Annotated in this window: 16 protein-coding genes; 11 read left to right on the top strand and 5 right to left on the bottom strand. The window is 71.9% G+C overall.

Annotation, left to right across the window (positions count from 1 at the left end):
* The first annotated feature begins 85 nt into the window (after nucleotides 1–85).
* The 10 genes from AMK33_RS09145 to AMK33_RS09190 all read left to right on the top strand — a co-directional run bounded on the left by AMK33_RS09145 (nucleotide 86) and on the right by AMK33_RS09190 (nucleotide 11,727).
* Nucleotides 86–916: an oxidoreductase gene (locus tag AMK33_RS09145; protein WP_073932278.1), complete on the top strand. Its 831-nt coding sequence runs from the start codon at nucleotides 86–88 to the stop codon at nucleotides 914–916.
* Between the two features lie 265 nt (nucleotides 917–1,181).
* Nucleotides 1,182–2,762: a S8 family peptidase gene (locus AMK33_RS09150; RefSeq protein ID WP_073932279.1), complete on the top strand. Its 1,581-nt coding sequence runs from the start codon at nucleotides 1,182–1,184 to the stop codon at nucleotides 2,760–2,762.
* 95 nt (nucleotides 2,763–2,857) lie between these two features.
* Nucleotides 2,858–4,057, top strand: coding sequence for a DUF4190 domain-containing protein (locus AMK33_RS09155; protein ID WP_073932589.1), 1,200 nt, complete (start codon nucleotides 2,858–2,860; stop codon nucleotides 4,055–4,057).
* 147 nt (nucleotides 4,058–4,204) lie between these two features.
* Nucleotides 4,205–4,957, top strand: a complete 753-nt coding sequence (locus AMK33_RS09160) for a GntR family transcriptional regulator (protein ID WP_073932280.1) — start codon at nucleotides 4,205–4,207, stop codon at nucleotides 4,955–4,957.
* Between the two features lie 625 nt (nucleotides 4,958–5,582).
* Nucleotides 5,583–5,771, top strand: coding sequence for an SPOR domain-containing protein (locus AMK33_RS09165; protein ID WP_073932281.1), 189 nt, complete (start codon nucleotides 5,583–5,585; stop codon nucleotides 5,769–5,771).
* A gap of 49 nt (nucleotides 5,772–5,820) precedes the next feature.
* Nucleotides 5,821–6,234: a (deoxy)nucleoside triphosphate pyrophosphohydrolase gene (locus AMK33_RS09170; protein WP_073932282.1), complete on the top strand. Its 414-nt coding sequence runs from the start codon at nucleotides 5,821–5,823 to the stop codon at nucleotides 6,232–6,234.
* 142 nt (nucleotides 6,235–6,376) lie between these two features.
* A complete protein-coding gene (locus tag AMK33_RS09175; RefSeq protein WP_073932283.1) occupies nucleotides 6,377–6,805 on the top strand; it encodes an ATP-binding protein in 429 nt (142 codons plus the stop codon).
* A 266-nt stretch (nucleotides 6,806–7,071) separates the two neighbouring features.
* Nucleotides 7,072–9,687, top strand: a complete 2,616-nt coding sequence (locus AMK33_RS09180; RefSeq protein WP_073932284.1) for a SpoIIE family protein phosphatase — start codon at nucleotides 7,072–7,074, stop codon at nucleotides 9,685–9,687.
* A gap of 32 nt (nucleotides 9,688–9,719) precedes the next feature.
* Complete coding sequence (locus AMK33_RS09185) at nucleotides 9,720–10,280, top strand: GNAT family N-acetyltransferase (protein ID WP_073932285.1); 561 nt, start codon at nucleotides 9,720–9,722, stop codon at nucleotides 10,278–10,280.
* A 91-nt stretch (nucleotides 10,281–10,371) separates the two neighbouring features.
* Nucleotides 10,372–11,727 (top strand): glycoside hydrolase family 18 protein, encoded by a 1,356-nt coding sequence (locus AMK33_RS09190; RefSeq protein WP_235618027.1) that lies wholly within the window; start codon nucleotides 10,372–10,374, stop codon nucleotides 11,725–11,727.
* On the opposite strand, the gene AMK33_RS09195 is transcribed toward AMK33_RS09190, so the two are convergent.
* The 4 genes from AMK33_RS09195 to AMK33_RS09210 are packed head-to-tail and all read right to left on the bottom strand — an operon-like array spanning nucleotide 11,714 to nucleotide 15,645.
* Entirely contained in the window at nucleotides 11,714–12,478 is a 765-nt protein-coding gene (locus AMK33_RS09195) for a succinate dehydrogenase/fumarate reductase iron-sulfur subunit (RefSeq protein ID WP_073932286.1), read from the bottom strand. The two genes, AMK33_RS09190 and AMK33_RS09195, sit on opposite strands and share 14 nt — an antisense overlap.
* Nucleotides 12,475–14,451 carry a fumarate reductase/succinate dehydrogenase flavoprotein subunit gene (locus AMK33_RS09200; RefSeq protein WP_073932287.1) on the bottom strand — a complete coding sequence of 659 codons (1,977 nt, stop codon included), beginning with the start codon at nucleotides 14,449–14,451 and terminating at the stop codon, nucleotides 12,475–12,477. Before AMK33_RS09200 ends, AMK33_RS09195 begins: the two co-directional genes overlap by 4 nt.
* Before the next feature lie 16 nt (nucleotides 14,452–14,467).
* A complete protein-coding gene (locus AMK33_RS09205; protein ID WP_073932288.1) occupies nucleotides 14,468–15,304 on the bottom strand; it encodes a hypothetical protein in 837 nt (278 codons plus the stop codon).
* Nucleotides 15,305–15,351: 47 nt separating this feature from the next.
* Nucleotides 15,352–15,645 (bottom strand): hypothetical protein, encoded by a 294-nt coding sequence (locus tag AMK33_RS09210; RefSeq protein ID WP_073932289.1) that lies wholly within the window; start codon nucleotides 15,643–15,645, stop codon nucleotides 15,352–15,354.
* 290 nt (nucleotides 15,646–15,935) lie between these two features.
* Between AMK33_RS09210 and AMK33_RS09215 the strand changes: the two genes are divergently transcribed.
* Complete coding sequence (locus AMK33_RS09215) at nucleotides 15,936–18,233, top strand: ABC transporter family substrate-binding protein (protein WP_073932290.1); 2,298 nt, start codon at nucleotides 15,936–15,938, stop codon at nucleotides 18,231–18,233.
* 63 nt (nucleotides 18,234–18,296) lie between these two features.
* Here the strand turns inward: AMK33_RS09215 and typA are convergent, their stop codons facing one another.
* A complete protein-coding gene (gene typA / locus AMK33_RS09220) occupies nucleotides 18,297–20,204 on the bottom strand; it encodes a translational GTPase TypA (protein WP_073932291.1) in 1,908 nt (635 codons plus the stop codon).
* Between the last annotated feature and the right edge of the window lie 249 nt (nucleotides 20,205–20,453).

Raw genomic sequence — 20,453 nt, forward strand, 5'->3', positions numbered from 1 at the left:
CAGCGTAGGTCTTGGACGGGCAACCCGCCCCGGCGGCAGGGTGGTTCACACAAACCGAAGGGCAGTCGAGGCACGAGGAGCCGGGATGAACAAGGTGTGGCTGATCACGGGGGCCAGCAGCGGGTTCGGGCGGGCGATCGCCGAGGCGGCCCTCGCCGACGGCGATGTGGTGATCGGCGCGGTCCGCCGGCCCGAGCTGCTGGACGACCTCGTCGCCGCCCACCCCGACCAGGTGGAGTCGCTGCGCCTGGACGTCGCCGACGTCGAGGACGCCGAGGCCGCGGTGCGGGACGTGGTGGCGCGGCACGGCCGGATCGACGTCCTGGTCAACAACGCGGGCCGGACCCATGTCGGGGCGTTCGAGGAGACCGCCGACGACGAGCTGCGCGAGCTGTTCGACGTGCACGTCCTCGGCCCCGCCGCGCTGGTGCGGGCCGTGCTGCCGAGCATGCGGGAGCGGCGCTCGGGGGTGATCGTGCAGATGAGCAGCATGGGCGGGCAGTTGTCCTTCGCCGGTTTCGCGGCGTACAGCGGGACCAAGTTCGCGCTGGAGGGCATGTCGGAGGCGCTCGCGGACGAGGTGCGGGAGTTCGGCATCAAGGTGCTGATCGTCGAGCCGGGGTCGTTCCGGACCGGTCTGTTCGAGACGAGCCGGGCCGGGGTCAGCCCGGACAGTGGCCTTTACGCCAAGGTCGGCGAGACCCGTTCCGCCGTCGCCGGCGGTGACGGCACCCAGCCCGGCGATCCCGCGAGGGCGGCGGACGTGATCCTGGCCGCCCTGGAGGCGCCGGACACCCCCCTGCGGCTGCCGCTCGGCGCCGACGGCGTCGACGGGGTCCTCGCGCACCTCGACCAGGTCCGCGCGGAGGTCCTGGCCTGGGAGAAGCTCGCCCGCGCCACGGCCTTCGACGGCTGACGGAAGCCCGCGCGGAACCGGGCGGCCCGCCCGCGGGAGGCGGGCCGCCCGTCGCCGTGCCGTCGGGGGCGCGGCCATGACGTCGGTGCAGGGCCCTTGTGTTATTCCTGTGGAACCCTCAATCTTTCGGCTGACGCACGGACTTGGCCACCACGTTTGACATGATCCTGTCAGTGGCTGGTTTGCTTCGCCACCCGCGCGGCAGTGCGTCGACCGCACGACACCCCCACAGCACACGCACCACCGACTGAGGAGGAACCCTCACATGGCAGTGATGCGTCACCCCCGGCGAAGACTGGCCGCCCTCGGCGCCGCGACCACCGCGGCCCTCGTCACGAGTCTCGTCTCCGCCCTCCCCGCGGGCGCGGCCCCGGCCGCCCCCGAAGGCCGCATCCAGTACGCGGGCGCCGCGAACGCCGTCGCCGGCAGCTACATCGTGACCCTGAAGGCGGACGAGGCCCGCTCCGGCTCCGCCGAGGGCCGCGCCCTGGCGAAGAAGTACGGCGCCGACATCGAGCGCACGTACACCAAGGCCCTGAACGGCTACGAGGTCGAGGCGTCCGAGACCGAGGCGAAACGTCTCGCCGCCGACCCGGCCGTCGCCTCCGTGGTCCAGAACCGCACCTTCCACATCACCGGCACCCAGCCGAACCCGCCGTCCTGGGGCCTGGACCGGATCGACCAGCGGAACCTCCCGCTGAACGGCTCGTACACCTACCCCGACTCCGCCGGGGAGGGCGTGACCGCGTACGTCATCGACACCGGCGTCCGCATCACCCACGACGACTTCGGCGGCCGCGCCTCCTACGGCTACGACGCCATCGACGACGACAACACCGCCCAGGACGGCCACGGCCACGGCACCCACGTCGCCGGCACGGTCGCGGGCGGCTCCTACGGCGTGGCCAAGCAGGCGGAGATCGTCGCCGTCCGGGTGCTGAACAACTCCGGCTCGGGCACCACCGCCCAGGTCGTCGCCGGCATCGACTGGGTGACGCAGAACGCGGTCAAGCCGGCCGTCGCCAACATGTCCCTCGGCGGCGGCGCCGACAGCGCCCTCGACGCGGCCGTGCGCAATGCCGTCGCCTCCGGCATCACCTTCGTCGTCGCGGCCGGCAACGAGTCCACCAACGCCTCCACCAAGTCCCCGGCCCGGGTGACCGAGGCGATCACCGTCGGCGCCACCACGTCCGGCGACTCGCGCGCCAGCTACTCCAACTACGGCTCCGTCCTGGACATCTTCGCGCCGGGCTCCTCCATCACCTCCGCCTGGCGCACCAGCGACACGGCCACCAACACCATCTCCGGCACGTCCATGGCGAGCCCGCACGTCGCCGGGGCCGCCGCCCTCCACCTGGCCGACAACCCCTCGGCCACCCCCGCCCAGGTCTCCTCCGCCCTGACCTCCGCCGCCACCACCGGCGTCGTCGGCAGCCCGGGCAGCGGATCACCCAACCGCCTGCTGTACGTCGGCGAGGGGGACACCACCCCGCCCCCGACCGGTGACCGTTTCGAGAACACCGATGACGTCACCATCTCCGACAACTCCACCGTCGAGTCCCCGGTGACCGTCTCCGGCGTCTCGGGCAACGCGCCCTCGAACCTGGCCGTCGACGTCGACATCACCCACACCTACATCGGCGACCTCCAGGTCCAGCTGATCGCCCCCGACGGCACGGCGTACACGCTGAAGTCGTACGGCACCGGCGGCAGCGCGAACGACATCGACACCACCTACACCGTCGACGCCTCCGCGGAGCCGGCCAACGGCACCTGGAAGCTGCGCGTCAGCGACAACGCGTGGTGGGACAGCGGGCGGCTGAACGGCTGGGCGCTGCAGTTCTAGCACCGGGCGACACCGCTCACCGCGCATGACCCTCGTCCCCGGGGAAGGGGCTCCCCGGGGACGAGGCCTGCCGTCCCGCGCCTACGATGCGGCTCGTGTCCATACCTCCGCCCTACGGGCCCCCGCAGGAACCTCAGGGCCCCCAGGGTCAGCACCCCGCTCCCCAGGGCCAGGTCCCGTATCCGCCGCCGCAGTTCACCTACGGCGGCGGGCCCGGTCTCGCGCCGTACGGGCTCTACGGGCCGTACGGTCCCCGGCCGCCGGCCGTCGTCAACGGTGTCGCCGTCGCCGCCCTGGTGTTCGGCGTGCTGTGCCTGGTGCCGGCCGTCGGGCTGGTGCTGGGGCTGGTCGCGCTGCGGCAGATCAAGCGGCGGGGGGAGCGGGGGCGGGGGATGGCGATCGCCGGAACCGCGCTGTCGTCGCTCGGGCTCGCGCTGTGGGTGGCGGCCCTCGCCTCCGGTGTCCTGACCGACGTCTGGGAGGGCATCAAGGACGGGGCGCGCGACAACAGCGTCCTCGCCCTGGCCAAGGGCGAGTGCTTCGACTCGCCCGGTGGGCTGGAGGGCTGGGCCGCCGACGCCGACCGGGTGTCCTGCGCGCGGGAGCACGACGGTGAGGTCTTCGCCGTCGTCCGCCTCCCCGGCGACCGCTATCCGGGCGACGGCGGTCTCACCGACACCGCCGACGAGCGGTGCTACGACCTCCGGGACGCCTACGTCATGGACGGCTGGGCGCTGCCCGCCACCGTGAGCGTGTACTACCTCGTCCCGTCCCGGGAGAGCTGGCGCTACGGCGACCGCGAGATCACCTGCGTCTTCGGCAATCAGGACCCGCAGAAGACCCTCACAGGGTCGCTGCGCCGGGACGGGACCACCCTCGACGCGCACCAACTGGCCTATCTGGAGGCCGAGGCGGTCCTCGACGCGGCGCTGGACGAGACCCCCGAGTCGGAGTACCCCGAGGACGACCTGCCGGAACACACGAAGTGGGCGGCGAAGGTCGCGGACGCGCTCGCCGAGGAGGCCCGGATGCTGCGTGCGCACGAGTGGCCCGCCGCCGCCGAACAGGCGGTGGGGGACCTCGCCGCCGACCTGGAGGAGGCGGAAGGGGCGTGGGCGAAGGCCGCCGAGGCCGACGACGCGGACACGTACGTCGAGCACGCCGACGCGGGCTGGGAGGTGACCGACCCTTACGTCTCGGTCACCGCGCGCCATGCCCTGGGGCTGACCTCCACGCCGCCCGAGTACGACGAGGAGGTCGAGCGCGACACCGGCGACGGCGGAATGAAGGTGTGAGAGCCGCCATAGCGGGGAGAAAGTGCCTGCGTAAAGCCCTCACCCGGCAGATGTCATCACATCGAGTGATTCTCTGGCCTTTGCTTGCCTGGGACAACCTACGGTTGCCACGCTGTTGCTGTCTGTACAAGCTGATGGGAGCGGCCCGTGACATTCGGTGAGCAGCCGGCGTACCTGCGTGTCGCGGGTGATCTCCGCAAGAAGATCGTCGACGGCCGGCTGCCGCCGCACACGCGGCTCCCCTCCCAGGCGAGGATCCGCGAGGAGTACGGCGTCTCGGACACGGTCGCGCTGGAGGCGCGCAAGGTCCTCATGGCGGAGGGGCTCGTCGAGGGCCGCTCCGGCTCGGGGACGTACGTGCGCGAGCGTCCGGTGCCCCGGCGGGTGGCCCGCTCCGGGTTCCGTCCGGAGCGGGGGGCCACGCCGTTCCGTCAGGAGCAGGCCGACGCGGGCGTCCGGGGCACCTGGGAGTCCAGCAGCGAGCAGGCCGAGGCCCCCGGCGCCGTCGCCGAGCGGCTCGGCATCGAGCCCGGCGACCGCGTGATGCGCACCAAGTACCTCTTCCGGGAGGCCGGTGAGCCGATGATGCTCTCCACCTCCTGGGAGCCGCTCGCCCTCACCGGCCGGACCCCCGTGATGCTGCCCGAGGAGGGGCCGCTCGGCGGCATGGGCGTCGTCGAGCGCATGCGCGCCATCGACGTGATCGTGGACAACGTCACCGAGGAGGTCGGCGCGCGTCCCGGCCTCGCCGAGGAACTGGTGCTGCTGGGCGGCGTCCCCGGGCATGTCGTCCTGGTCATCGAGCGCACCTACTTCGCCTCGGGCCGGCCGGTCGAGACCGCCGATGTGATCATCCCGGCCGACCGCTACCGGGCCGCCTACCACCTCCCGGTGAAGTAGCGAACCCGACGGGGACGGGGACGGGCTCGCCCGCCCCCGCCGCTTTTCCTTCTCTGGGGGCGATCCGCCGTGCCCCTGGCCCTCGGCGCCCCCGCGGAGACTCCCCGTACCCCGAGGGAGGCGGCCTACCACCACCCCGCCCCTCGGCCCTCTGCGCTCCCGGCGGGCTTTCCGAGGGGTGATCCTCGGCCGTCGGTTCTCCGTGCTTCCGGTGAAGCCCCTTACGCCCTCGGGGACCTGGTCCTCGGCCCTCCGTGCTCCTGTCGAGGCCCTCTCCGGGTGATCCTCGCGCGCCTTCGCGCGCCCTTCCGCGCCCCCGGTTCGTCTCCGCTCCGGCGTGCCGCCCGTGGCGTCGTCGCCCCCGTGCCGTAGCAATCTGGCCGTTCTCCCAGGTCGCCCCGGAGCGCGGCGTGCCGGGTGTCGTGCCGCTGACCGGACGTGTCGGCCTTCCCGCACGGCGCGTCCGCCGCCGTGCGCCCCCTGCGTTCTGGCTGGTTGCGTGCCTCTTTGTGAAAAGGCGTATTCGCTCAGTGAAGGTAAGGCGTAGGCTCGGGCATATGCGGACTGGGGTTTCCTTATCGGGCGGGGCGCGGCACCGGCCGCGGACGGGAAGTGGAGGGGAGCGATGAACGACGGCACGGTGACTCTTCCCTGGCTCGTCGTACGTCAGGACGACAACGGCAATCGCTACCGAGTGGGCAGGTACGCGACCCGCGCCGAGGCCGAGAGGATCGCGGACAGCCTCGACGGGCGCGGACACAAGCAGCTCTACTGGGTCGAGCGGATCAGTCAGAACGGAACGTCCGCCGACTGACCCGGACCGCCGGCGGGCCCCTGCCCGCACCTCCCGTAGGCTCCGGCGCATGAGCGAGCGGATCGTGGTGGTCGGTGCGGCCCTGTGGCACGAGGGGCGGCTGCTCGCCGCCCGCCGGAGCGCACCCGCCGAACTGGCCGGGCGCTGGGAGCTGCCCGGCGGCAAGGTCGAACCGGGCGAGACCCCCGAGGCGGCCGTCGTACGGGAGCTGCGCGAGGAACTCGGGATCGACGCCGAGGCCGTGGAGCGCGTCCCGGGGGAGTGGCCGCTGCGGACGCCGTACGTGATGCGGGTGTGGACCGCGCGCCTGCGCCCCGGCTCCGCCGCGCCCCGGCCCCTGGAGGACCACGACGAGCTGCGCTGGCTCACCCCCGACCGGATCTGGGACGTCGACTGGCTCGACCACGACGTGCCCGCCGTCGGCGACACCCTCACGCACCTCGGCCTCCGGGAGGGCGTGTGAAGCGTGAGTCCGGCGTGCGGAGGCAGGGGTGACGGTGCGTGGGCGCCTTTCCGCGCCGCTCGTGCCACGATGCGCCGTCGGGCGCGGTACTCCGTCCGGGATATCGGGTATGTGCCCATTAACCCCATGAAACCGGACATGGGTGGACTCCCTCGGCGGGGAAGTGATCCGCGTGAGCGACACCGACGGCGACCACGCCGCGTGGACCTTCTCCGCGGACCTGGGAACCGTACGCGCCGCCCGCCGCGCCGTCCGTGACCAACTGCGCCTCTGGGACCTCGACAGCGTCGGCGACCTCGCGGCCCTGCTGGTCAGCGAACTGGTCACCAACGCCCTGCGGCACGCCACCGCCCCCGTCGGCGTACGCCTGACACGCCCCACGGACCGCGCCGGTGTCCTCCTGGTGGAGGTCTCCGACCCCCTCCCCGAGCCCCCGCACGAACGCGCCGCCCGACCCGAGGACGAGGGCGGACGCGGGCTGCAACTGCTGGCCTCCGCCTCCCACCGCTGGGGCACCCGGCCGGGTGCCGCCGGCAAGACCGTGTGGTTCGAACTCGCGGTGCCGAGATGAGGGATCGCACGCCCGTTCACGGTGTACGCGCCCGCCACTTCCGTCGAGTGACCGGTTCGGGGCTGTGGAGGTTGTCGAAGAGGGGGGTTCGACGACGTGTCCGCTGGTTAGAAGACTGGAAGTGTTCTCACGGCGCGGACCGAAAAGCATCGGGACCGTGCTGTGATCGTGAACACCGTGTTGTGCGGCGCCGTAGTGCTGGATACTGCGGGCAGCCGCCCCCGGTGACCGGTGCCGGACGCGGTGAGCTGGAGGGGACGGTTCGCGTGAGCGAGATACCAGCGAAGGCCACGGAGTCCGAGGACTCGTCGGGCGGCGCGAGGAGCGGGGCCGCGGACGGCCCCGTCTTCGGCGATGCTCCGTCCGCCGACGCGATGTGGCAGAGCAGTCCGCCCGGCTCCATCTACGACTACATCAAGGTCGCCTCGTTCTCCATCGGCCCGGACGGGCTGGTCGACCAGTGGAGCCTGCGCGCCGAGCAGATCTTCGGCATCCCCGCCGAGCGTGCCGTCGGCACGGACCCCATCGAGGCGTTCATCGAGCCCGTCCGGCGGGAGCGCGGCCAGCGCAAGATGGCCGAGATCCTCGACGGCCGGGAGTGGACCGGAGTGGTGCCCTTCCGGCTGCCGGCCACCATGGTGGCGGACGAGCGCGACCGGGAGGGCCTCGCCGAGGTCTACGTCATGCCGACGCGGACCGAGGAGGGGGAGAAGGCCGCCGTCTGCATCGTCGTCGACGTCCGCACCCTGCGCCGTATCGAGACCGACCTCGCCGCCTCGCAGGCCATATTCGGCCAATCTCCGTTCGGCTTCCTGCTGATCGACCCCGACCTGCGGGTACGCCGCGCCAACCAGCGGTTCGCGTCCATCTTCGGCGGCACCCCCGCCGACCACCGCGGCAAGGGCGTGCACGACTACCTGCCGCGCGGGGAGGCCGAGCGGGTCGCCGCGACCCTGCGCCGGGTCCTGGAGTCCGGCGACTCCATCACGGACATGCACGTCACGGGCTTCGTGCCGGGCTCCGACGAGCGCCGCCACTGGTCCGTCAACCTCTACCGCGTGCACAGCGGCAGCGGCCGGCCCATCGGCGTCGCCTGGCTCGGAACCGACATCACCGCCCGTCGCGCGGCCGCCCGGGAGGCCGCCGCCGCACGGCGCAATCTCGCCCTCCTCAACGAGGCGGGCGCCCGGATCGGCAACTCCCTGGACCTGGAGACGACCGCCCGCGAACTCCTCGACGTCGTCGTCCCCGGCTTCTGCGACCTGGCCACCGTCGACCTGTACCAGGGCCTGCTGGCCGGTGACGAGACCCCGCCGGGGCTCGCCGACGGCAGCGCGGAGGTGCGTCGCGTCGCCTTCGCCAGCGCCGTGTCCGACGCGCCGTTCAGCGTCACCGGGGAGCCGGTGAAGCTGGGCGCCGTCCACCACTACCCGTTCAACTCGCCCTGCGCGGACGCCCTGCGCACCGCCCGACCGCAGAGCGTCCCCGGCGGGGACGGCGGCCTGGTGCAGTCCACGCTCGCCGTGCCGATGGTCGCCCACGACACGGTCGTGGGACTCGCGCAGTTCGCCCGCACCAAGGGCAGCGAGCCGTTCGGCGACCGCGACCGCGAACTCGCGGTGGAGCTGGCCGCCCGTGCCGCCGTCTGCATCGACAACGCCCGCCTCTACCGGCGTGAGCACGAACGCGCGTTGATACTGCAACGCTCGCTGCTCCCGCCCGGCGACCCGGAGGCGTCCGGCCTCGACATCGCCTGCCGCTACCTGCCCGGCAGCGTGGCCACCGGCCGGCCCAGCGAGGTCGGCGGCGACTGGTTCGACGTCATCGAACTGCCCGGCCACCGCACCGCGCTGGTCGTCGGCGACGTCATGGGGCGCGGTCTGCGCGCGGCCGTCGCGATGGGCGAACTGCGCACCGCCGTACGGACCCTGGCCCAGCTCGACCTGGAACCCGCCGAGGTGCTCTCCCAGTTGGACGAGATCGCCCGGGGCCTCGGTGCCCCCGGAGGCGTCCAGCAGGCCACCCGGGCCGCCCGCCGCCCCCGCGAGGCCGACCTCTCCGAGGTCTACCTGGCGACCTGCGTCTACGCCGTCTACGACTCGGTGACCAGGCGCTGCACCTTCGCCAACGCGGGCCATCTGCCGCCCGTCCTGGTCGAACCCGGCGAGCCCGCGCTGATGCTGGACGTGCCGCCCGGGATGCCGCTCGGCGTCGGCGGCGAACCCTTCGAGGAGGTGGAGGTCGAACTGCCCGAAGGCGCCCTTCTCGCGCTCTACACGGATGGACTGGTCGAAAGCCGCGACCACCCCCTCGACGAGGGCCTCCAGGCCTTCGTGCACGCCCTGAGGGACCCCTCCGCACCCCTGGAGGACGTCTGCGACCACGTCCTCAACACCCTCGACACCCACCACGGCGAGGACGACATCGCCCTGCTGATGGCCCGCGTCCAGGGACTGCCCGCCGAGTCCGTCGGCGACTGGACCCTGCCCCGCGAGCCCCGCAGCGTGGGCCGCGCCCGCGAGTACGCCCGCGCGCAGCTGCTCGGCTGGGACATGGAGCCCCTGGTCGACACCACGGAACTCCTGGTCAGCGAGCTGGTCACCAACGCCCTGCGGTACGGCGAGGGGGAGATCAGACTCCGTCTCCTCCTCGACCGCACCCTGGTCTGCGAGGTCTGGGACGCGGGCCTGGTCCAGCCCCGCCGCCGCCGCGCCCGCGACACCGACGAGGGCGGCCGGGGCCTCCAGCTCGTCGGCCTGCTCAGCGCGGCCTGGGGCTCCCGCCGCACCCCCCGAGGCAAGACGGTCTGGTTCGAACTCCCCCTCCCCGGCACCGACACCACCCTCACCGACCCGGCGGAGGCGCTGCTGAGCCTGTTCTGACGGCCCGTCGGCGCGGCGCGTACGCTCGCGCCATGCACATCACCCCGACCGCCCCGGTACGCCTGACGGCCGGTCCCCTCACCCTGCGCCCCTGGGCGCCCGAGGACGTGGCCGTCCTGGCCGGGCTGTACGAGGACGAGGCGATGCGCCGTTGGGCGAGCGCGCCCGTGCACGACGTGGCGAGCGCGGCGCGCTGGGTGGCCGAGCAGCGGCGCGGCTGGGAGACCGGCGAACGCCTCGCGTTCGCCGTGGAGGAGACGGAGGCGTCCGACGCCCGGCCGGCGGGCCATGTCGTACTCAAACGGCCGGCCGCGACCGCCGCCACGGCCGAGGTCGGTTACTGGACGGCGGCCCACGCGCGGGGCAGGGGAGTGGCCCCGCGAGCCCTGGCGGCCCTGGCCGACTGGGCCTTCACCACCTTCGCCCGGGAGGGCCTGACCCGCCTGGACCTGCTGCACCAGGTCGACAACACGGCCTCCTGCCGGGTCGCCGAGAAGAGCGGCTTCGTCCTGTCCGGCCTGCTCCCCGCCGCCCCGCCGGCCTTCCCCCTCGACGGCCACCAGCACATACGGCGGGCGCCCCGCGCCACATGATCGCAACCGGAACACCCGTTCCCCTCGTCCTCCCCCTCAACATCAACCACGCGGCTGCCCAACGGGAGTCGACAGTCGAAGGGGAGCCGGCATGGACCGCACAGAGCCGCAGAAACCGGCGACCACGGCGGACGACCCGTCCCAGGAACCGACCCCCGACGCCGCACCGGAAGCCACGGAGGGCGGGATTCCCTCACCGGAGCCGGTCGGCGTGAGCACCCCGGACGACGCGGGCGACGAGGCTCCCCGGCGGAACACGGCCGAGGGCGGCTCACCACCTGGCGTGCCCTCGCGTGCCGAGCCGACGGGCGCACCGGGTGAGGCTTCCCCGTCGGGGCCGGTCGGAGCGGGCGATGCGGGCTCCCCGCGGGAGTCGGCCGACGGCGACTCCGCGGCAGCCCCCGACGGGCGGACCGGTACACGCCGCAGACCCTGGGTCCGCTGGGTCAGGCGTACCGTCCTCGCGGTCGCGCTCCTCCTGATCGTCCCCCTTCTCGCCGCCGAGACCGCCCTGCGCGTCAACTACATGGGAGACCCTGCGGACGGCACGTACACCCGCGACCGGGACGCCATGTGGCTGGGGCACGCCTGGGTCGACGGGCGGAAGAAGGACGCCGACGTCACCGCGCTGGCCCGCCGCCTCGAGGACACCGGGATCCGTGACCTGTACGTCCACTCCGGGCCGTTGGAGCACGACGGAACCCTGCCGAAGTCCAAGTACCCCCGCGCCCGTTGGCTGATCGACGCCGTGCACCGCGAGCTGCCCGGTGTCCGCGTCCAGGCCTTCCTCGGGGACGTCCTCGCCAACGGGGGCCCCGACGGCCTGCACCTGGACCGTGCCGCCACCCGCGCGGAAGTCGTCCGCAGCGCCGGTCAGGTCCTGGACGTGGGCTACGACGGCGTCCACCTCGACCTGGAGCCGCTGCACTCCGACGACCGGGACTACCTCTCCCTCCTGGACGACCTGCGCGCCGTCACCCGTGCCCGGGACGCCCAACTGTCCGTGGCCGCCCACCAGATCGACCCGCTCCCCGCCCTCCACTCCGTCTTCGGCGTCTTCACCGAACACCCCAAGTGGTGGTCGCAGGAGTTCTTCGGCCAGGTAGCCCGGCGCGTCGACCAGATCGCCGTGATGACGTACGACACCGCGCAGCCCCTGGAGGGCACCTACGGCGGCTTCGTGGCCCAGCAGACCTCCCTCGCCCTGGAGGTCACCCCGCCCACCACCCACCTGCTGATCGGCCTGCCCTTCTACCACGAGAGCAACTTCGACCACTGGGGCCACGCCGAGACCGTCGCCGCCGCCGTCCGCGGCGCCCGCCTCGGCCTCTCCCGGACGGACCCCGACCGGGAGCTCTTCGGCGTCGCCCCGTACATCGACTTCGCGGCGACGGAGACGAACTGGAAGGAGTACCGGGAGGGCTGGCTGCGCCCTAACGCCTCCTGATCTTCGACCCCAGCCACACCAGCGGGTCGTACTTGCGGTCCACCGCCCGTTCCTTCAGGGGGATCAGCGCGTTGTCCGTGATCCTGATGCCCTCGGGGCAGACCTCCGTACAGCACTTGGTGATGTTGCAGTAGCCGAGGCCGTGTTCGTCCTGGGCCGTGCGGCCCCGGTCCAGGCCGATGTCCTCGGCCGCGTCCAGCGGGTGCATGTCGAGTTCCGCGACCCGCATCAGGAAGCGCGGCCCGGCGAACGCCGGTTTGTTCTCCTCGTGGTCGCGGACCACATGACAGGTGTCCTGGCACAGGAAGCACTCGATGCACTTGCGGAACTCCTGCGACCGGTCCACGTCCTCCTGCATCATCCGGTACTCGCCCGGACCGACCCCGGCCGGCGGTACGAAGGCCGGGACCTCCCTGGCCTTGGTGTAGTTGAAACCGACGTCCGTCACCAGGTCCCGGATCACCGGGAAGGCCCGCAGCGGCGTCACGGTGATCGTCTCGTCCCGCTCGAACACCGACATCCGGGTCATGCACAGCAGCCGGGGCCGCCCGTTGATCTCCGCCGAGCACGAACCGCACTTGCCGGCCTTGCAGTTCCAGCGCACGGCGAGGTCGGGGGCCTGGGTGGCCTGGAGGCGGTGGATGATGTCGAGGACCACCTCGCCGTCGTTCACCTCGACCGCGAAGTCCTCCAGGCCACCGCCCTCGACGTCCCCGCGCCACACCTTGAAGCGGGCCTCGTAGCTGCTCACTCGTAGAGCTCCTCTTCGGCGAGGTACTTGACCAGCTCCTCCTTCTCGAAGAGGGCGAGCAGGTCGGGGCGGATGGGTTCGGTGGTCTCACGGGTGAGGGCGATCCGGCCGCGCGCCGCGTCGGCGGCGTCCGTGAGACCGTCCGTGGGGTCGCTGAGCGCGCACAGCAGGTTCACGTTGCGCCAGGACCGGTCCATCCCGGAGTGGTCCTCACGGGTGTGCCCGCCGCGCGACTCGGTGCGCTCCAGCGCCGCCCGGGCCACGCACTCGCTGACCAGCAGCATGTTCCTCAGGTCCAGGGCGAGGTGCCAGCCCGGGTTGAACTGCCGGTGCCCCTCGACGCCGGCCCGGCGGGCCCGTGCCCGCAGCTCGGCGAGCTTCTCCAGGGCCTGCTCCATCTCGTGCTCGCGGCGGATGATGCCGACCAGGTCGTTCATCGTCTGCTGGAGTTCCTGGTGCAGGGTGTACGGGTTCTCCGGCGGCCCCCCGTCCGGCTCCGCGCCCTCCGCGGAGAACGGGCGCAGGGCCTCCGCGGCGGCCGCGGCGACCTGTGCGTCGTCCACGCGGGGCCGCGCGGACCCGGCCCCGCTCGCGTACTCGGCCGCGTGCAGGCCCGCCCGGCGTCCGAAGACCAGCAGGTCGGACAGGGAGTTCCCGCCGAGCCGGTTGGAGCCGTGCATCCCGCCGGCCACCTCACCGGCCGCGAACAGCCCCGGCACCCCGCGCGCCGCCGCCGAGTCGGAGTCGACGGCGATGCCGCCCATCACGTAGTGACAGGTCGGCCCGACCTCCATCGCCTCCGCCGTGATGTCGACGTCCGCCAGCTCCTTGAACTGGTGGTACATCGACGGCAGCCGCCGCTTGATGACGTCGGCCGGCATCCGCGTGGACACGTCCAGGAAGACCCCGCCGTGCGGGGAGCCGCGCCCCGCCTTCACCTCGGCGTTGATCGCGCGGGCCACCTCGTCGCGGGGGAGCAGTTCGGGCGGGCGCCGGTTGTGGTCCGGGTCGTCGTACCAGCGGTCGCCCTCGTCCTCGGACTCGGCGTACTTCTCCTTGAAGACGTCCGGGATGTAGTCGAACATGAACCGCTTGCCCTCGGAGTTGCGCAGCACCCCGCCGTCCCCGCGCACCGACTCGGTGACGAGGATGCCCTTCACCGACGGCGGCCAGACCATCCCGGTCGGGTGGAACTGCACGAACTCCATGTTCAGCAGCGGGGCCCCGGCCAGCAGCGCCAGCGCGTGCCCGTCGCCGGTGTACTCCCACGAGTTCGACGTCACCTTGAACGACTTGCCGATGCCGCCGGTCGCGATCACCACGGCGGGCGCTTCCAGGACGAAGAAGCGGCCGGACTCACGCTCGTACCCGAAGACGCCGCTGACCCTCCCCCAGCCTTCGGCCGGGGGGACCCCCATCTCGCTTCGCTCGCCGTCCTTCAGCACGCGCGTGACCGTGCACTCCTGGAAGACCTTCAGCCGGGACTCGTACTCCCCGGTCTCGCGGAAGTCCTCCTGCTGGAGGGCGACGATCTTCTGCTGGAGGGTGCGGATCAGCTCCAGGCCGGTGCGGTCGCCCACATGCGCCAGGCGCGGGTACTCGTGGCCGCCGAAGTTGCGCTGTGAGATCCGGCCGTCCTTCGTACGGTCGAACAGCGCGCCCCAGGTCTCCAGCTCCCACACCCGCTGCGGCGCCTCCTGGGCGTGCAGCTCGGCCATCCGCCACTGGTTGAGGAACTTCCCGCCGCGCATGGTGTCGCGGAAGTGGACCTGCCAGTCGTCCCCGGCGTTGGCGTTGCCCATCGCCGCCGCGATGCCGCCCTCGGCCATCACGGTGTGCGCCTTGCCGAACAGCGACTTGCAGATCACCGCCGTACGGGCGCCCCGCTCGCGCGCCTCGATGGCGGCGCGCAGGCCCGCGCCGCCGGCACCGACCACGACGACGTCCCACTCCTGTCGGTCGACCACGGACATCAGTCACAGCCCCCAGCTAGAAGAAGCGCGGATCGTCGAAGACACCGGACGCGACGAGGTAGACGTAGAAGTCGGCGAGCGCCACGCTCAGCAGCGACGCCCAGGCGAGCTGCATGTGCCGGGCGTTCAGCCGGCCCACCACCTGCCACATCCGGTAGCGCACCGGATGCTTGGAGAAGTGCTTCAGCTTCCCGCCGACGATGTGCCGGCAGGAGTGGCAGGAGATGGTGTACGCCCAGATCAGCGCGATGTTGACCAGGAACACCAGGGTGCCCAGACCCATGTGGCCCCAGTTGTAGTGCTCGTCGCGGAAGGCGAGCACGGTGTCGTAGGTCAGGATGCCGGCGACCAGGATCGCCGCGTAGAAGAAGTACCGGTGGATGTTCTGCAGGATCAGCGGGAAGCGGGTCTCCCCGGTGTACCTGGCGTGCGGTTCGGCCACCGCGCAGGCCGGCGGGGACGCCCAGAAGCCCCGGTAGTAGGCCTTGCGGTAGTAGTAGCAGGTCAGCCGGAAGCCGAGCGGGAAGATCAGGATGATGATCGCCGGCGAGATGCCCCACCAGCTTCCGAACAGTTCCCAGTTCGGCCCGGCCCTCATCGGCTCGCAGTTCTCCGCGAGGCACGGCGAGTAGAACGGCGAGACGTACGGCGCCGCGTAGTAGTCGGCGTTGGCGAAGGCCCGCCAGGTCGAGTAGACGACGAAGGCGAGCAGCCCGGCCGCGGTGGCGGCCGGGGCCAGCCACCAGCGGTCGGTCCGCAGGTGCGGTGCGGCGATCGCGGCACGCGTACCGGTTCTCACACCGCCGCTTCGGGGATGGGGTTCGGTGGCAGGAGGTTCCGTGCCAGTGGCCACTTGTCCGCTCCGGTAGGGGTCAGGGGGGCGCCGCGATCGGCGGGGGGTCAGGGGGCGCGACGATCGCGGGCGCCGAGACCCTCGTCGTCCGTGTCCACCCACAGCGAGGGGTCGTACGGCGTGTCGGAGATGGTCACGAGATCGGGGCGCTTCTGCGCGGCCGCGACGGCGGGGGCCGTCTCCCGCAGCAGCGCGACGCTCTCGCGCAGGTGATTGGTGTCGGCGCGGACGCGGCGCATCTCCAGGCCGCCGCTGCCCATTTCCTTCTCCAGGCGCCCCACCGACCGGATCAGGTCGTCGAGACAGCGCTGGACCGATGTCAGTTCGTCGTGCACGGACATGACTTGCCCTCACTTCCGCGGGTCCTTCAGGCCCAAGGCGGCAACGTTCATGCGCCTGCGAGTGTTGCGCGTCACACCTTGCGCTGTGAAGGGATGTGCATCGATTGGCCGAGGCGCACGGGTGCACTCTTCGGTGCTTTGCGCCGCACGGGTGGGCTTGACACCCGTGGCCGCCGTGTCGCCCTGAGTTGCCGAACCCTTTCCTCTTCAGTGGGCCGCGTACATCGGATGAGCTCCAAATACCACCAAAAGTGATCGTAACGCCCGCGGCTTCCCGGAGGTACCCAGAGATGTCCCACGACGGCGTCGGCCCGCGCGCGGCTCTGCGCTCGCTGGCCTTCCTCACCGTTGGCGTGCTCGCGGTGCCCGCGCTGGCCGGATGCGGCTCCGACGACCCGGCGGGCAAGCCTCTCGCGGGAGCGGACATCGCACGCGCCGACCGGTCCGGGATCGCCGACGGGGGCACCCTGCGCTGGGCCGTGGACACCGTCCCGGACACCCTGAACACCTTCCAGTCGGACGCCGACGCCACCACCACCCGGATCGCCCAGGCCGTCCTGCCCTCGATGTACCGGATGGACGGCCGGGGCCGGCCGGTGCGCAACCCCGACTACCTGGAGTCCGCCGAGGTCGTCGACACCGAGCCCAGACAGGTGGTGCTCTACCGGCTCAACCAGCAGGCCGTCTGGAGCGACGGCCGCGAGATCGGCGCCGCCGACTTCGCCGCCCAGTGGCGCGCCCTGTCCGGCAAGGACACCGCCTACTGGACCGCCCGCAACGCCGGCTACGACCGCATCGAGAAGATCGAGCGGGGCAAGAACGACCTGGAGGTCAAGGTCACCTTCAGCCGTCCCTACGCCGACTGGAAGTCGCTGTTCACGCCGCTGTACCCGAAGGAGGTCATGGGCACCCCGGACTCCTTCAACGACGGGGCCCGCAAGAAGCTGAAGGTCACCGCCGGGCCCTTCACGGTGAAGAAGGTCGACACCGAGGAGGACGAGGTCACCCTCACCCGCAGCACGCGCTGGTGGGGCGACCCGGCGAGGCTCTCCACGATCGTGCTGCGGGCCGTGCCCCGCGACGAGCGGATCTCCGCGCTCAGTGCCGGCACCGTCGACCTGGCCGAGATCGACCCGGCCGCCGTCCGCCGCATCACCGCCGCCGCGCTGCCGCGGAGCGCGAGCAGCCCCCTGATGGGCCCCGGCGCCGAACAGTCCGCCGCGGACGCGCTGCGCTCCTGGGCCATCGCCAACGGCTCCGACGAGGAGGCCGCCGACGAGGAGATCTCCGCCCGCAAGAAGCTGCGCAAGAAGGCCGCGAAGTACGCCCGTCAGCAGAAGGCCCTCACCGGCTTCGAGGTGCGCAAGTCACTGGAGCCCGCCTACACCCAGCTCGCCCTCAACGGCGCCGACGGCCCCCTCGCCGACGAGCGGGTCCGCCGTGCCGTGGCCCGCGCACTGGACCGGAAGGCCATCGCCGAGGCGGTCCTGAAACCGCTCGGCCTGCCCGCCGAGCCCCTCGGCAGCCACCTCGCGCTGTCCGGCCAGGCCGCCTACGCCGACGGCAGCGGCGCCCTCGGCGAGCAGGACGCCAAGGAGGCACGGGCACTGCTCGCGGACGCCGGCTGGGTGCCGGGCGGCCCGGTGAAGAAGGAGAAGGACGAGGAGGAGGAGGCGGCCGGCTCGGAGGGCGAGAAGGGCGGGGACTCGGAGGAGGACACCGAGTCCGAGGGCGGCGACGACGGCACGTACATCGTCGGGGAGGACAACAAGGCCCCGCGGGACTCCGGCACGGGTGCCGGGCGTCTGGAGCGGGGTGGTGGCGACGACAAGGCCCCGCAGGGCTCAGGCACCGGTGCCGGGCGCCTGGAGCGGGGCGGCGACGGGGAGGACGACAAGGCCCCGCGGGACTCCGGTACCAGTACCAAGCAGCTGAAGCAGGGCGGGGCCCCCGGCGCCTACGCCCCCAAGGGCACCGCCGCCCCGGCCCGGGCCGAGAACGTCCGTGTCGCCAAGGACGGCAAGGCGCTCACCCTCCGCTTCGTCCTGCCTTCAGGGCCGGGCTCGGACACGCTGCGCACCGTGGCCGGCCGGATCTCGGAGATGCTGGAGCGGATCGGCATCGGCACGAAGATCACCAAGGTCGACGACGAGAGCTACTTCAAGGACCACATCGCGTCCGGCGAGTACGACCTCGCCCTGTACTCCTGGCCCGCGACCGCCTACCCCGCCACCGACGCCCGCCCCGTCCACGCCAAACCGGTCCCGGCCGCCGACGGCTCCCTGAACGTGGAACAGAACTACACCCGCGTCGGCACCGACCAGGTCGACCAGCTCTTCGACCAGGCCGTCACCACGCTCGACGCCGCCGAACGCCGCGCCCTGCTCCGCAAGGCGGACTCCCGCATCTGGGCGGCGGCCGGCTCCATCCCCCTCTACCAGCGCCCCCAGCTCACCGCCGCCCGCAAGAACCTGGCCAACGCCGGCGCGTTCGGATTCCGTACACCGGTGTACGAGGACATGGGCTTCCTGAAGAAGCCGGCGCGGGGGCCGGGCGCGGAGAGCGCCGGGCCGTCGGCCGGCGACTGACGCCGCACGGACGAGAAGCGGCACACCCCGTCGGGGGTGTGCCGCTTCTCGTGTGCGTCAGGCTCAGCCGTGCTTGGCGCGGCTCGCGGCGCGGGCGCGCTCGCGGGCGTCCAGGTTCACCTTGCGGATGCGGACCGCCTCCGGGGTGACCTCCACGCACTCGTCGTCGCGGCAGAACTCCAGGGACTGCTCCAGCGACAGCTTGCGCGGCGGCACGATCGACTCGGCCACATCGGCCGTGGACGACCGCATGTTGGTGAGCTTCTTCTCCTTGGTGATGTTGACGTCCATGTCGTCGGAGCGCGAGTTCTCGCCGACGATCATGCCCTCGTACACCTCGGTGCCGGGCTCGGTGAACAGCACGCCGCGCTCCTGGAGGTTGGTCATCGCGAACGCGGTGACCGCGCCGGCGCGGTCGGCGACCAGGGAGCCGTTGTTACGGGTGGTGAGCGTGCCGAACCAGGGCTCGTGGCCCTCGTGGATGGAGTGGCCGATGCCCGTGCCACGGGTCTGGGTCAGGAACTCCGTACGGAAGCCGATCAGACCGCGGGAGGGCACCACGAACTCCATGCGCACCCAGCCCGAGCCGTGGTTGGACATGTTGTCCATCCGGCCCTTGCGGACGCCCATGAGCTGCGTGACCGCGCCCATGTGCTCCTCGGGGACGTCGATCGTCATGCGCTCGACCGGCTCGTGGACCTTGCCGTCGATCTCCTTGGTGACGACCTGCGGCTTGCCGATGGTGAGCTCGAAGCCCTCGCGGCGCATCTGCTCGACCAGGATGGCCAGCGCCAGCTCGCCGCGGCCCTGCACCTCCCAGGCGTCGGGGCGGTCGGTGTCCAGGACGCGCAGCGAGACGTTGCCGATCAGCTCGCGGTCCAGGCGGTCCTTGACCTGGCGGGCGGTGACCTTGCGGTCCTTGACGGCCGCCTTGTTGTCGGCGCCCTTGCCGGTGCCGCCGCGGCCGACCAGCGGGGAGGTGTTGGTGCCGATGGTCATGGAGATCGCCGGCTCGTCCACCGTGATCAGCGGCAGCGGGACGGGGTTCTCGGTGTCCGCGAGGGTCTCGCCGATCATGATCTCCGGGATGCCGGCGACGGCGCAGATGTCACCGGGGCCGGCCTTCTCGGCGGGCTTGCGGGTGAGCGCCTCGGTCATCATCAGCTCGGAGATGCGCACGTTGGAGACGGACCCGTCGCGCTTCATCCAGGCGACCGTCTGCCCCTTCTTCAGCTCGCCCTGGTGGACGCGGAGCAGGGCGATACGGCCGAGGAAGTTGTCGGCGTCGAGGTTGGTGACGTGGGCCTGGAGCGGGGCGCCCTCGTCGTAGGTCGGGGCCGGGATGTGCTCCAGGATCGTGGAGAAGAACGGCTCCAGCGAGTCGGAGTCCGCCGGGACCGTGCCGTCCTCGGGCTTGGTGAGGGAGGCCACACCGTCCCGGCCGCAGGCGTAGACGATCGGAAACTCGATCTGCTCCTCGTCGGCGTCCAGGTCGAGGAAGAGGTCGTAGGTCTCGTTGACCACCTCGTCGATGCGGGCGTCCGGACGGTCCGTCTTGTTGATGCAGAGGATGATCGGCAGCCGCTGCTGGAGCGCCTTGCGCAGCACGAAGCGGGTCTGCGGCAGCGGGCCCTCGGAGGCGTCCACCAGCAGCACCACACCGTCGACCATCGACAGACCGCGCTCGACCTCGCCGCCGAAGTCGGCGTGGCCGGGGGTGTCGATGATGTTGATGGTGATGGGCTCCCCGCCGTCCTTGGGGTGGTACTTCACCGCCGTGTTCTTGGCGAGGATCGTGATGCCCTTCTCACGCTCCAGGTCGTTCGAGTCCATCATGCGGTCGTCGACCGAGTCGAGCTGGTGCGCGGCGAAGGCGCCGGCCTGCTTGAGCATGCCGTCCACGATGGTGGTCTTGCCGTGGTCGACGTGGGCGACGATGGCGACGTTGCGGATGTCGTGGCGCGTGGCCATAAAAGGCGTACTCCCGGAGTGCTGAGGAATGCCCCGCACGAGCGTCTGTGGTGTGCGGGCCCTGCCGGGCTGAACACGCCTCGGCCTCACCCCATGGTACGGGGCCGCCGGAGGGTCCGCCTTCGCGAGCCCGTGGGCCCTCTGTTACTCCTGGGAGCCGGGAGGACGCGTTCGGATATCGGAGTGCGCGCGAACACGTTTCGGACATGTAAAGAAAAAGCTGTACCTAATTGTCCGAATTGCCGTTTT

It is taken from the genome of Streptomyces sp. CB02400, from assembly GCF_001905725.1.
Taxonomy (GTDB): domain Bacteria; phylum Actinomycetota; class Actinomycetes; order Streptomycetales; family Streptomycetaceae; genus Streptomyces; species Streptomyces atrovirens.

What these genes read in the sequence shown, in the direction of transcription:
- AMK33_RS09145 (WP_073932278.1), top strand. Translation starts at nt 86, where the DNA reads ATGAACAAGGTGTGGCTGATCACGGGGGCCAGCAGCGGGTTCGGGCGG.
- AMK33_RS09150 (WP_073932279.1), top strand. Translation starts at nt 1,182, where the DNA reads ATGGCAGTGATGCGTCACCCCCGGCGAAGACTGGCCGCCCTCGGCGCC.
- AMK33_RS09165 (WP_073932281.1), top strand. Translation starts at nt 5,583, where the DNA reads ATGAACGACGGCACGGTGACTCTTCCCTGGCTCGTCGTACGTCAGGAC.
- AMK33_RS09170 (WP_073932282.1), top strand. Translation starts at nt 5,821, where the DNA reads ATGAGCGAGCGGATCGTGGTGGTCGGTGCGGCCCTGTGGCACGAGGGG.
- AMK33_RS09185 (WP_073932285.1), top strand. Translation starts at nt 9,720, where the DNA reads ATGCACATCACCCCGACCGCCCCGGTACGCCTGACGGCCGGTCCCCTC.
- AMK33_RS09190 (WP_235618027.1), top strand. Translation starts at nt 10,372, where the DNA reads ATGGACCGCACAGAGCCGCAGAAACCGGCGACCACGGCGGACGACCCG.
- AMK33_RS09200 (WP_073932287.1), bottom strand. Translation starts at nt 14,451, where the DNA reads ATGTCCGTGGTCGACCGACAGGAGTGGGACGTCGTCGTGGTCGGTGCC.
- AMK33_RS09210 (WP_073932289.1), bottom strand. Translation starts at nt 15,645, where the DNA reads ATGTCCGTGCACGACGAACTGACATCGGTCCAGCGCTGTCTCGACGAC.
- AMK33_RS09215 (WP_073932290.1), top strand. Translation starts at nt 15,936, where the DNA reads ATGTCCCACGACGGCGTCGGCCCGCGCGCGGCTCTGCGCTCGCTGGCC.
- typA (WP_073932291.1), bottom strand. Translation starts at nt 20,204, where the DNA reads ATGGCCACGCGCCACGACATCCGCAACGTCGCCATCGTCGCCCACGTC.